The sequence below is a fragment of the Prauserella cavernicola genome, from assembly GCF_016595675.1.
Lineage (GTDB): Bacteria > Actinomycetota > Actinomycetes > Mycobacteriales > Pseudonocardiaceae > Prauserella_A > Prauserella_A cavernicola.
In genome coordinates this window covers 576271-586333 of the sequence record NZ_JAENJH010000002.1, presented here as the reverse complement: position 1 = coordinate 586333, position 10063 = coordinate 576271, and the positions used below count along the sequence as shown (strand labels likewise).

The following is a 10063-nucleotide window of genomic DNA, read 5'->3' as shown; positions in this document are numbered from 1 at the left end:
CCCTTCGAGTCCGTTGCTGGCTGGTTGGGGACACCCGGTCCGGCGGCGTTCTTGGCGGAAGACGCCGGGCCGGGCTTCTGAACGGTGATTCGCGTGGTCATCGCCGCTTACCCCCGTTCCTCTTGACCTGCTCGCAAGCCGGGCACTTCGCGCCCGGCAGGCCGAACAAGCGCCACGTGTCGGTCTGGTAGTTGCCCGCCGTCTGCGTGGCCCCGCACAGCGCCCAGATTTGGCCCGACCACCACGACTTCTTCGCCGTGATGTGCACCAGCTCCTGGTCCCTCTTGCCCATCAGGCCGCCACCTCTCCGCCGAGGTCGCCCTCGACGCGAGTAGGGATCAAGCGCAGTACTTCGCGACCGGCGCGGCGCTCTGCCCGGCGAGCCCGGCGAGCATCCGTGAACGAGTGGGCAAGGCGGGTTGTCACGACCTGCTCCTCGTTCTCGAGCTCCCCGTAGACCTCCTGGATGAGCGCATCAATCGCGGCCTCGGTCAGCCCGTCCGGGTAGTGGTTGCTGTTCATCGGGATGTTCTCCATTCGCTATACGTTGTCCTCATGTCCTCAAGTCCTCATTAGGACTTGTGGTTGAGACCTTGCCGGACGGGCGGCGAGGTTGTCAAGAGGTCTTGAGGAGTTACGATCGAATCGCCCTACGACCAGGAACGGGGACGTTCAGGATGGCCAAGCAGTACGAGCGAGTAGCGGACGATCTTCGCCAGCGCATCGAGAGTCGCGAGTACTCGCCGGGGGAGCGCATCCCGACCGAGGCGCGCCTTACCGAGCAGTACAAGGTGAGTCCGCCGACGATCCGACAGGCCGTAGGCGTGCTCGAAGCCGAGGGGCTGGTCGAGCGCCAGCACGGCCGAGGGACCTTCGTCCGGAAACCGAGGCGGAAGGTTCGCCGAACGACTGACCGGTACCAGTGGGAGAAGGACCGGGTAAGGCTGGGTGAGGATGAACGGCGCAATTCCGGCACAACGGAACACGACACCGGGGTGGACGTACAGGAACTAGAGTTTTTCGCCAAGTACTCGACTGTTTCCGCGAGTGAGAGCCTAGGTCAGGCATTCAACGTCGCTCCCGGAACGAAACTTCTTCATCGCAGCTACCGAACTCGCTTGCGCGCCGAAGATGCCCCGCTCAGCCTCATTGATTCATATCTCGTATTCGACAAGGCTTCCGCAAATCCCGCGCTTCTATCCGACGAGAACGAACCTTGGCCCGGCGGGACGCAGCATCAGCTTTCAACGATCGGTATTGAAGTCGATAGGGTGATCGAAGAAGTTGTTGCGCGTCCTCCCACCGTATTCGAGGCGGAGCAATTAGAGATCGGTGCGGGCACTTCCGTGATGGCGTTGCGCAAGTTCTCGATAGACACAAATGGTGACGTTGTCGAAGTCTCCGATGTCATCCTGCCTGGGGATCGAACCGTCGCCGTTTACACCACGCATCTGAAAAACTGGGGGGATTAGATGCCGCTACTCTCAGTTGTGACAGCGACTTACAATCCGGTTCCGGATCACCTCCGGCAAGCATACGAGTCCCTGCTTTCGCAACGTATGCCTCAAGGGTGGGAGTGGGAGTGGGTCCTGCAGGAAGACGGAGAATCTGGGTACGTCAGGGATATTCTTCCGCTTGACGACTCCCGAATAAGATTCTCCTCCGGGCGCCGGTCCGGTGTTGCGGCTACTCGTAACCTCGCAGTGGGTCGAGCGCTAGGGGTATTCGTCAAGAATCTTGATTCTGACGACATATTGGCACCCGATGTTCTAAAGAGAGATGTCGAAACACTTTGTACCTACCCCGTGGTCCAATGGATAACTTCACGGGTTCTCGATTTACTGCCGGACGGGTCTACGCTCGATTTCGACGGCGATCCACCCGCTGGTCGTCTCGAACCCGGCGCCGTGTTCGAGACCTGGAAAGCGCGAAACTATCGCCTGCCGGTTCACCCCACCACAATCTGCATTCGGCGGAACTTGCTTCTTGCACTCGGCGGTTGGATGGCGCTTCCGGCATCCGAAGACACGGGCCTACTCGTCGCCGCGAGCGTCATCAGCGTTGGGTACTTCTCGCCCGAAGTTGGCCTGCTCTACCGGAAATGGCCGGGGCAGCTCACAGCGGATTCCTCCCACTCCGAAGCCTCCGAGTGGGAGACCCGAATGCGGCTCATTCAGTCGCGCGCTGAGGCGCTGGTGAACCTGCCAAGCGTGGCAGATGGCATCGGCGACGCCTGGTACGAGGACGACTCACCCTGTTAGCGGCCCACGCGCGGGCTGCAACCCCGTCTGCGGCTGAGGCGGCCACTCGGTGAGGGCTTGCGCCGTGGGCCGTCTCAGCGCGTCCAACGGCCCGAATTTTGCGCCCTGAGAAGCCCGCAGACGATCGAACACGCCAGGGCTGGTGTGGCGGGAAGGCCCACCGGCTCACAGGGCGGCTGAGGGCCCGTTTCCGCGCGACTCAGGCACCGGGTGACGATCCGTCTCCGATGTTCGAGTGACAGCGCGGACATCTCGCAACTGTCACACCTGTCACTCTGTCACTCTTTGGCGGTTGACCTGCGAAAACGTGAGTGACAGGGGAGTGACACCCTGGTGTCGCTGTCACTCCCCACTCTCTTTCTATGTCACACCAGTAACGACGAAGAGGCTGGAACACTCCGCTGCCCCCAGTGTTTCAGCCGTCTTGCACAGGAGGTCGCTAAGTGGGCGACAAACTGGGCGGCAACAGGGGCAGTGTGGCCAGGGACACCAGCGGACGTCCAGAGAAGGAAACCCCAGTTCAAGGGCTATATGCCGAGGTTGAGAACACCAAGATCAGAGCTGATAACGAAGAGGTCGGAGGTTCAAGTCCTCCTGGGCCCACAGCCACCCCGGTTACGCTGATCAAAAGACAGCGCAACCGGGGTTTTTGTTTGACGCCGGCCGGTCGGCTGGACTGGGGGTCCCTGATGTCGAATCCGTATCCAGGCGTGTCGCCGTACCATCCGCCGGACGACGCGAACAGCGTCAGCAAGGCGAATTCCAGGTCGGAACTGGTGGGATTCTGGGTCTCCTTCTCCCTGCTCACCCTCGCCGGCATCGGTGCGTCGTTTCTGTTCGGCTTGATGTTCACCCTGGCCAGTGACTCCTGCAATCGCGGTGCGACCGGCTGGCTGTGCGACGCGAAGGGGCCGCAGGTCGCGTTCGCCATGCCCTGGATCGCGTGGGCGCTTGCCATCACCGCCTCGCTCATCGGATTCGGCCTCCGTCGCCGTCGTGTTGGCGCACTCCGGGCCGGCGTCATCACCGGCGCGTGCCTCTACATCGTCATCGTCGGCATCACCTGGGCCGCGGTGGTCAGCGTCTCCGGCTGAGCGGAGCTCCGGGGTTGTTCGCCGCGCCGGTGACCGGTCAGGAATCGAGAAGCCGACCCCTCATGTGCAGGCATAGCGTGACTGTCATGGATACGAAATTGCAGGTCAGCACCATCATGCTGGGTGTGAAGGACGTTGAGCGCGCCAAGAAGTTCTACGTCGAGGGCCTCGGTTGCGAGGTCGAGCAGGACTACCCGGGGTTCGTCAGGTGCAGCCTCGGCGAGGGATCGTCGTCGCTCGCACTCTGCGATTGGGACGGCGCGGCTCAGGACGCCGGCGTCTCTGCCGAGGGCTCCGGGTTCCGCGGGTCGTCGTTCCACCTCATCACCGATTCGCGCGAGGCGGTGGACGAGGTGATGCGCGCCGCGGTTGCCGCGGGTGGCTCCGTGGTCAAGGAGGCGGCCGCCGCCGGGTGGGGTGGCTACTTCGGCTACTTCGGTGATCCCGACGGTTACCTGTGGAAGGTCGCCACCAGCGCGTGAGCGGGCACCTCGGTCAATCGACCGATGCCAGACTGGACCAATGCCACGCACTCGTCCCGCCGGGCCCGCCGACGCGGGGGCCATCGGGCGGGTGCACGTCAACTCGTGGCGCTCGGCCTACGCCGGGTTGCCGCTGCAGGGCCTTTCGATCACCCAGCGGCAGGACCGGTGGCGTGAGCTGCTGGTCGGGGACGAGCTGAGGGCCAACGTGCTGGTCCTGGTGGACGGCGGCTCCGTGGTGGGCTTCGCCTGTGCCGGGCCTTCGCGCGACGCTGACGCACGGCCCGACACCGGCGAGCTCATGAGCCTCTACCTCGATCCAGCCGCCTGGGGGCGTGGGTTCGGACGGATGTTGCACGACGACGCCCTCGCGCTGCTGCGGAGTGCCGGGAATCGGACGGCGACGCTCTGGGTGCTGAACTCCAACGCTCGGGCCCGCCGGTTCTACGAGAAGGCCGGGTGGCGGGCCGACGGTGCCACCAAGATGGACACCATCGCCGGAGGCCCGCCGCTGACGGAGGTTCGCTACGCCGGCGCGCTCGACGAAATCGGTTGAGTGCGCCACGGCTGCGATGTGATCGTGGGCCGATGGTCGAGCAGGGCAGAGAGTCGTATCCGCTGGCCGGGCGGGTGGCCGTGGTGACGGGGGTGAGCCGCCGCGGCGGCATCGGCTACGCCATCGCGTGCAGGCTGGCCGCCTACGGTGCCAGTGTCTTCCTGCACCACTTCGCGCCGCACGACCGCGAGCAGGAGTGGGGCGCCGACGATCTCGACGCGGTACGGCAGGGCGTGCGTTCGCACCTGCATGCCGATGCTCGGTTGGCCGACATGCATGCCGACCTCGCCGCGAAGGGGGCGGCGCAGGCGGTGCTCGACGGCGCGGTCCGGGAGTTCGGCCACGTCGACGTGCTGGTCTGCAACCACGCGCTGACCGGGCACGACGGGCCGCTCGGCGAGCTGACCGAAGACGAGCTGGACCGGCACTGGGCCGTCGATGCCCGGTCCTGCATCCTGCTGCTGCAGGCGTTCGCGAACCAGCACGGGGACAGGCCGGGTGGCGCCGCGGTGTTCCTGACATCCGGCCAGGCGCTCGGGCCGCTGCCGGGAGAGGTCGCGTACGGCGCGGCGAAGGCGGCGCTGCACGGGATCACGATGACGTTGGCCGATCAGCTGGCGGACCACGGGATTCGGCTCAACACCGTCAATCCCGGCCCGGTCGACACCGGGTACCTCACCGATCGGATGTGGCGGACGGTGGAGCCGATGTTCCCGTTCGGCCGCTACGGCGAGCCCGACGATCCGGCGCGGCTCATCGCCTGGCTCGTCACCGACGAGGCGCGGTGGATCACGGGGCAGATCCTCAACACCGAGGGCGGCTTCGGCCGCTGGCGCCCTCGGGGGGCCTGACAACAAAGATCAGGGGCTGTTCCACGTGGAACAACCCCTGATCCGGCAGCACGTACTACGACTGGTGGCCCTGCTCCCGGCGCTCGGCTTCGGCGGCGTCGCGCTCGGCCTGCTTGGCGCGCTGCTCGTGCTCGGCGATTTCCTGCTGAGCCTTCGCCTTGTCCTGCTGCGCGCTACCTTCGCGCTGCATCGAGTCGTTGCCGAAGAGCGCACCCGCGCTTTCCTTCACGCGGCCCTTGATGTCTTCGACGGCGCCCTTGAGGCCTTCCTGCTTCTCGTCCCTGTCACCCATGTGGGGTCCCTCCTCATGGCCGTTAGTGGCGTCAAAGTCCGATTACCCCGGAGCCCCACCGGATAAACAGTGCCGTTGCCGGGTGCAGTAGCATCATTGGTGCAGGGTCAGCGGATTGTCGTCGAGGAGGGCCTCACCGTGAAGAAGCTGTTGGCACTCGCGGTTGTCGCGGGCGGCGTGTTCTTCGTTATCAAGCGCAACAAGGACGCCAAGGCAGAGGCGGACCTGTGGCGCGAAGCAACTGCGCCGACCGAGCGTCCGCTGAACGGTGTCTCGCCCAACGGCAGCGCACCGGCCAAGGCGGGCTCGGACTCCGCAAGCAAGAACTGACTTGTCCCGTGGGCGTTGTCGTCCACGGTCAGGGGCTGTAGCTCAATTGGTAGAGCGCCGCTTTTGCAAGGCGGAGGTCAGGGGTTCGATTCCCCTCAGCTCCACTCACCATCCTCTTCTGAGTTCCGTTCAGGTTGCCTCTCGGTGATCAATCCCTCCCGGTTGCATCGTCGCGCGCTGCTGTCGCGTGTATCGAGTTAGCAAGCAACCGCACAGGAGGAGGGATACCCCATGAATATCCGTCGCAGCGCCAGCTTTCTGGCCATCGCCGCTGCCACGGCCGGGACCACGGTGTTCGGCGCGGGCACGGCGGTCGCAGCCGACGACACGTGGTGCACCCCCGACGACCTGCGGGTCTCGGTCAGCCAGGTGAACGCCCACGAGTTCCAGCTCAACTTCGAGGCCAGGAACTCCACCACCGACTGCACGCTGCAGGGCTACCCACAGCCGATGTCGTTCCACTTCGTCGGTGACCAGGTGCCGGTCGACTTCGAGTACCCCGGCGAGCACTCGCCCGAAGTCCGCATCACGCCGGACAACCCGGCCCAGGCGCGGATCTCTCAGGACGAGGCTGCGGCGCCTGCCGAGCAGCAGCCCTCGACGGTGCTGTTGCCCCTGCCCACCGCCGACGACGTCAACGTGACCCCGAAGTACGTCGCCGCGCAGTGGCCGGACACCGCGGAACTGGCGAGCACGGTCACGGTCGGGCCCGTCCTGCCGGCGTAGCTTCGCGTCACCCGCCGGGCTCACGACGTCCACAGTGGAGTCGTGAGCCCGGCGGCGCCGCGATGTCCCTCGAAAACCGGCGACTGTCCACTGTGACACCACCGGCCGGGTGAACCCGGTGGCGCGACCCCAGCTCCAGTCCTAGCGTCGCAGCGAGGACAAGGAGGCGAGGCGTCATGCCGGCGACAGAACCGCACGGGGCATTCGGGATCACCTTCGAAGGCGAGCTCGCCGACGAACTGCGGGCGATGGCGAGACGGTGGTGGGTGATCGGCCTGCTCGGTTTCGGTACCGCGGTGGTGGGAGTCCTGCTGCTGGCCAACCTCGCCACCGCGGTCGGTGTGCTCAGCGTCCTGGTGGCCATCGCACTGCTCATCGAGGGCGTCGACGACGTCGTGATGGCCGGCAGGCACCGTGTGCGCTGGCCCTCGTACGTGCTCGGTGCACTGTGGATCGTCGCCGGGCTCATCACGTTGGTGTGGCCGGGAATCACGTTGCTCACGCTCGCCGTGGTGGTGGGCGTCGGTTTCGTCGTCGCGGGCGCGGGCCAGGTGGGTGCCGCGCTGACGTGGCGGCGTCAGCTGCCGATGTGGGGGTTGTGGCTGGCACTGGGCGTGCTCACGGTCGTCATCGGCGTGCTCGCGCTGTCGCTGCCCGAGGCGACCATTCTGACGCTCGCGGTGTGGTTCGGCCTGGGCCTGTTGCTGCGCGGGCTCGGCACGATCTGGTTCAGCCTGCAGCTGCGCGAGGTCGCCGGGTCACGCTGAGCGCTCGGCGCCGATGCGGGGGAAGGGGCCGGTCGAGAAGATCACCTCGACCGGCACCTCGAAGTACTCCGCCATGCGCAGCGCCAGGTACAGGCTCGGGCTGTATTCGCCGCGTTCCAGGTAGCCCACCGTCTGGTAGTGCACCCCGAGCGCCTCGGCGAGCTGTCGCCTGCTGACGCCGCGCTCCGCCCGGAGCACCGCGATGCGGTTGTAGATCGTCTCGCTCATCACGCGATCCTTTGCATGGCCTTCTCTCTGCGAGCGGCGACACTCGATCCGGATTCCCGTCGCGCCATGTGCCGCAGCACCATCGGTGCCACCACCAATCCGATCACAGCCCACACCCCGAGCACGCCCGCGGTCTCCCAGTGCCGCCACGACTCGCCGATCTCCACGGCCTGCATGCCGTCCGGCAACAGACCGGAACGCATGCCCAGTCCCAGCCAGTAGATCGGGAAGAGCTGCGCGATCCACTGCAGCCACTCGGGAAAGCCGTTGATGGGATAGAAGACGCCTGAGGTCGCCACCAGCGCCATGATCGGCAACATCACGACGCCCAGGTTGCGCGGGTTGGGGGCCAGCGAGCCGATGATCGCGCCGATCGGCATCGTCGCGACGAGCCCCAGCGCCAGCACCCACGCCAGGGTGAGCCAGGTTCCCGGACCGCTCAGGTCGAGGCCGTCGAGCAGAAAAGCTCCTGGGACCAGCAGGATCACGACGCTGACGAGGACCATCCCCGAGATCAGCACGATCTTGCCGACGAGGTAGCCGAGCATGCCGCCGGGAATCGCCTTGGCGCGCAACAGAGTGCCGTCCTCGCGTTCGACGGTGAGGATCTGGGCGAGGTTGACCAGCCCGCCGAACGCAACGACGACGCCGAGAGCGCTCGGCAACGTCATGGTGCCGCGCGAGAACTCGGTGCCGGGAATGGTCGAGCCACGCATGAGCACCATCACCACGAGCAGGGCGACGGTGGGGAAGAGGTAGCCCCACAGGTCCTGGACGGTGGTGAAGCTCTGGCGCAGCTCGATCCGTCCACGTGCGACTCCGGCGCGCACCGCGGTGGTGGTCGGCTTCATCGGTTCTCCCCTGCGAAAGACCTGGCGGCGGCATCGTGGTCGCCTGACTCGAACGCGCGCACCAGCGCCATGTAGGTGTCCTCGAGCGAGGCCCTGCGCACCTCGAGGTCGGAGATCGCCTCTCCGTGCTCGGCGAAGAGTTGCCTGACGAACGCGGTCGCGTCGGTGCTCGAGTGCACGAACCGTTCGCCGGCGCGGCTCCACCGCACCTCGGCGTCGGTGGACATGCTCCGGGACAGCGCGTCGGCCGTGCCGTCGGCGATGATCGTGCCGCCCGCGAGCACGAGAATGCGGTCGGCCAGTTTCTCGGCCTCGTCCAGGTCGTGGGTCGTCAGCAGGATCGTGGTGTCGTCCAGATCGGACAGCCGGTGCACGAGGTCGTGGAACTCCCTGCGCGCGTGGGGATCGAAGCCAGCTGTCGGTTCGTCGAGGAAGAGCACCTCGGGCCTGCCGACGATGCCGATGGCGACGTCGAGCCTGCGCCGTTGCCCGCCGGAGAGCCGGATCGCCCGCTTGTCGGCGTGCTCGGTGAGGCCCACGGCCTCCACCAGTTCGTCGACGTTCCACGGTGGCCTGTCGCGAGCGGCGCCGTAGGGCTCGTAGTAGGTGCCGAGGTGCTGCAACAGTTCGCGGACCCGCCATTTGCCGTGGTCGCGCCACGACTGCAGGACCACGCCCAGTCGTGCGCGCCAGAGTTCGCCGCCGGACGCGGGATCGGCGCCGAGCACGTCGACCTCGCCCGCGGAGCGAAGCCGGAACCCCTCGAGGATCTCGATCGTCGTGGTCTTGCCCGCTCCGTTGGGGCCGAGCAGTGCGAGCACCTCGCCCTTGCGCGCGTGGAAGGTGACGCCTCGCAGGACATCCACCGTGCCGTAGCGCATCCGCAGGTCGCGGACATCGAGCGTGCGTTCCTCGCCCGGTTCGGCCTGCGGCACGGGCACGCTCAGTTCACCCACGGACATCTCGGATTCCCCAATCGTCCAATGTCTGCTCCGCTATGTAGCAGAGATACTACATAAAAAAGCAGACGTCTGGCAGCAGGTCTGTACCCAGCGAAGTCTGGTTCACTGTCCGATCTATGCGAAGACTGCTTGTGCTCGGTGCGGTGGCCGCGGCGCTGGCCGGTTGCTCGGCCACGGAAACCGGTGAACAGGACCAGTCCCCGGCTCCGTCCGCGCCGGTGCGGACCTCCGCCACAGCGCCACCGGAACCTGAACCGGTGGCCGACGGGCCCTGCCCGTATCTCGACACCGACGAGGTGTCGCAGTCCAACGGGCAGCAGGTTGCGCAGGTGCGGCTCTCGGCGGACGAGCCGCATCCCTCGTGTTTCTTCTACCGGCCTGACGGCGAAATGCAGCTCACGGTCCGTGTTTACGTCGGAGACCCGAAAGTGGCGATGGCGATCGTGGACGAGGCTGCACCCGTCGACACCTCGAATCCGACATCACAGCCCGCGGGCTGGGAAGGAGGCTACGAGTCGACCGACGAAGGCGCCGTGTACGCGGTGGCGAAGGACGGTAGTGCCGTCATCGTGACGACCAATCAGCAACAGAGCGTGAAAGCCAGATCCGTGGCCACGCAGGCGATTTCCGGCCTCGGGATCTGAGAGTGATCGTCACATGCCA

Annotated in this window: 16 protein-coding genes, 1 tRNA gene and 1 pseudogene; 12 read left to right on the top strand and 6 right to left on the bottom strand. The window is 66.1% G+C overall.

Going from position 1 to position 10063, the window contains the following annotated elements; translation table 11 throughout:
- Positions 1 to 97: 97 nt before the first annotated feature.
- Both JHE00_RS09420 and JHE00_RS09415 read right to left on the bottom strand, forming a co-directional pair.
- Positions 98 to 292 (bottom strand): hypothetical protein, encoded by a 195-nt coding sequence (locus JHE00_RS09420; protein WP_200317032.1) that lies wholly within the window; start codon positions 290 to 292, stop codon positions 98 to 100.
- Positions 292 to 537 (bottom strand): hypothetical protein, encoded by a 246-nt coding sequence (locus JHE00_RS09415; protein ID WP_200317030.1) that lies wholly within the window; start codon positions 535 to 537, stop codon positions 292 to 294. Before JHE00_RS09415 ends, JHE00_RS09420 begins: the two co-directional genes overlap by 1 nt.
- Positions 538 to 677: 140 nt before the next feature.
- Here JHE00_RS09415 and JHE00_RS09410 point away from each other — a divergent pair, with 140 nt between their 5' ends.
- From JHE00_RS09410 to JHE00_RS09385, 7 genes and pseudogenes are all read left to right on the top strand, one after another.
- Positions 678 to 1472, top strand: coding sequence for a GntR family transcriptional regulator (locus JHE00_RS09410; RefSeq protein ID WP_200317028.1), 795 nt, complete (start codon positions 678 to 680; stop codon positions 1470 to 1472).
- Positions 1473 to 1820 (top strand): annotated as a pseudogene (locus JHE00_RS36055) (glycosyltransferase); the annotation flags it as partial.
- 87 nt (positions 1821 to 1907) lie between these two features.
- Complete coding sequence (locus tag JHE00_RS35000) at positions 1908 to 2261, top strand: hypothetical protein (RefSeq protein WP_230423179.1); 354 nt, start codon at positions 1908 to 1910, stop codon at positions 2259 to 2261.
- A gap of 443 nt (positions 2262 to 2704) precedes the next feature.
- On the top strand, positions 2705 to 3355 hold the full coding sequence (locus tag JHE00_RS09400; RefSeq protein ID WP_200317024.1) for a hypothetical protein: 651 nt from the start codon (positions 2705 to 2707) through the stop codon (positions 3353 to 3355).
- Positions 3356 to 3441: 86 nt separating this feature from the next.
- Entirely contained in the window at positions 3442 to 3837 is a 396-nt protein-coding gene (locus JHE00_RS09395; protein ID WP_200317022.1) for a VOC family protein, read from the top strand.
- Positions 3838 to 3877: 40 nt separating this feature from the next.
- Positions 3878 to 4393 (top strand): GNAT family N-acetyltransferase, encoded by a 516-nt coding sequence (locus tag JHE00_RS09390; protein ID WP_200317020.1) that lies wholly within the window; start codon positions 3878 to 3880, stop codon positions 4391 to 4393.
- Positions 4394 to 4425: 32 nt separating this feature from the next.
- Positions 4426 to 5244, top strand: coding sequence for an SDR family oxidoreductase (locus JHE00_RS09385; RefSeq protein WP_200317018.1), 819 nt, complete (start codon positions 4426 to 4428; stop codon positions 5242 to 5244).
- 55 nt (positions 5245 to 5299) lie between these two features.
- On the opposite strand, the gene JHE00_RS09380 is transcribed toward JHE00_RS09385, so the two are convergent.
- Complete coding sequence (locus JHE00_RS09380) at positions 5300 to 5536, bottom strand: CsbD family protein (RefSeq protein WP_200317016.1); 237 nt, start codon at positions 5534 to 5536, stop codon at positions 5300 to 5302.
- 138 nt (positions 5537 to 5674) lie between these two features.
- Here JHE00_RS09380 and JHE00_RS09375 point away from each other — a divergent pair, with 138 nt between their 5' ends.
- From JHE00_RS09375 to JHE00_RS09360, 4 genes are all read left to right on the top strand, one after another.
- Positions 5675 to 5866, top strand: a complete 192-nt coding sequence (locus tag JHE00_RS09375) for a DLW-39 family protein (RefSeq protein ID WP_110334286.1) — start codon at positions 5675 to 5677, stop codon at positions 5864 to 5866.
- Positions 5867 to 5897: 31 nt separating this feature from the next.
- Positions 5898 to 5970: transfer RNA gene (locus JHE00_RS09370), tRNA-Ala, on the top strand.
- A 127-nt stretch (positions 5971 to 6097) separates the two neighbouring features.
- Complete coding sequence (locus JHE00_RS09365) at positions 6098 to 6592, top strand: DUF4232 domain-containing protein (RefSeq protein ID WP_200317014.1); 495 nt, start codon at positions 6098 to 6100, stop codon at positions 6590 to 6592.
- Positions 6593 to 6768: 176 nt separating this feature from the next.
- A complete protein-coding gene (locus JHE00_RS09360) occupies positions 6769 to 7359 on the top strand; it encodes an HdeD family acid-resistance protein (protein ID WP_200317012.1) in 591 nt (196 codons plus the stop codon).
- Here JHE00_RS09360 and JHE00_RS09355 read toward each other — a convergent pair.
- From JHE00_RS09355 to JHE00_RS09345, 3 genes are read right to left on the bottom strand one after another with little or no spacing between them, the layout of a single operon-like run.
- Positions 7351 to 7587, bottom strand: coding sequence for a helix-turn-helix transcriptional regulator (locus JHE00_RS09355; protein WP_200317010.1), 237 nt, complete (start codon positions 7585 to 7587; stop codon positions 7351 to 7353). The two genes, JHE00_RS09360 and JHE00_RS09355, sit on opposite strands and share 9 nt — an antisense overlap.
- The gene (locus JHE00_RS09350; protein ID WP_200317008.1) at positions 7587 to 8438 is read right to left on the bottom strand and encodes an ABC transporter permease; all 852 of its coding nucleotides are present in this window, start codon (positions 8436 to 8438) and stop codon (positions 7587 to 7589) included. Before JHE00_RS09350 ends, JHE00_RS09355 begins: the two co-directional genes overlap by 1 nt.
- The gene (locus tag JHE00_RS09345; protein WP_200318279.1) at positions 8435 to 9319 is read right to left on the bottom strand and encodes an ABC transporter ATP-binding protein; all 885 of its coding nucleotides are present in this window, start codon (positions 9317 to 9319) and stop codon (positions 8435 to 8437) included. The genes JHE00_RS09350 and JHE00_RS09345 overlap by 4 nt, the downstream gene beginning before the upstream one ends.
- A gap of 197 nt (positions 9320 to 9516) precedes the next feature.
- Between JHE00_RS09345 and JHE00_RS09340 the strand changes: the two genes are divergently transcribed.
- A complete protein-coding gene (locus tag JHE00_RS09340; RefSeq protein WP_200317006.1) occupies positions 9517 to 10044 on the top strand; it encodes a DUF2020 domain-containing protein in 528 nt (175 codons plus the stop codon).
- Positions 10045 to 10063 lie beyond the last annotated feature (19 nt).

Bases quoted from the DNA above. Each gene is read 5' to 3' on its own strand.
- JHE00_RS09420 (WP_200317032.1), bottom strand. From the start codon at position 292: ATGGGCAAGAGGGACCAGGAGCTGGTGCACATCACGGCGAAGAAGTCG.
- JHE00_RS09415 (WP_200317030.1), bottom strand. From the start codon at position 537: ATGGAGAACATCCCGATGAACAGCAACCACTACCCGGACGGGCTGACC.
- JHE00_RS09410 (WP_200317028.1), top strand. From the start codon at position 678: ATGGCCAAGCAGTACGAGCGAGTAGCGGACGATCTTCGCCAGCGCATC.
- JHE00_RS09395 (WP_200317022.1), top strand. From the start codon at position 3,442: ATGGATACGAAATTGCAGGTCAGCACCATCATGCTGGGTGTGAAGGAC.
- JHE00_RS09390 (WP_200317020.1), top strand. From the start codon at position 3,878: ATGCCACGCACTCGTCCCGCCGGGCCCGCCGACGCGGGGGCCATCGGG.
- JHE00_RS09385 (WP_200317018.1), top strand. From the start codon at position 4,426: ATGGTCGAGCAGGGCAGAGAGTCGTATCCGCTGGCCGGGCGGGTGGCC.
- JHE00_RS09380 (WP_200317016.1), bottom strand. From the start codon at position 5,536: ATGGGTGACAGGGACGAGAAGCAGGAAGGCCTCAAGGGCGCCGTCGAA.
- JHE00_RS09365 (WP_200317014.1), top strand. From the start codon at position 6,098: ATGAATATCCGTCGCAGCGCCAGCTTTCTGGCCATCGCCGCTGCCACG.
- JHE00_RS09360 (WP_200317012.1), top strand. From the start codon at position 6,769: ATGCCGGCGACAGAACCGCACGGGGCATTCGGGATCACCTTCGAAGGC.
- JHE00_RS09355 (WP_200317010.1), bottom strand. From the start codon at position 7,587: ATGAGCGAGACGATCTACAACCGCATCGCGGTGCTCCGGGCGGAGCGC.
- JHE00_RS09350 (WP_200317008.1), bottom strand. From the start codon at position 8,438: ATGAAGCCGACCACCACCGCGGTGCGCGCCGGAGTCGCACGTGGACGG.
- JHE00_RS09345 (WP_200318279.1), bottom strand. From the start codon at position 9,319: ATGCGCTACGGCACGGTGGATGTCCTGCGAGGCGTCACCTTCCACGCG.
- JHE00_RS09340 (WP_200317006.1), top strand. From the start codon at position 9,517: ATGCGAAGACTGCTTGTGCTCGGTGCGGTGGCCGCGGCGCTGGCCGGT.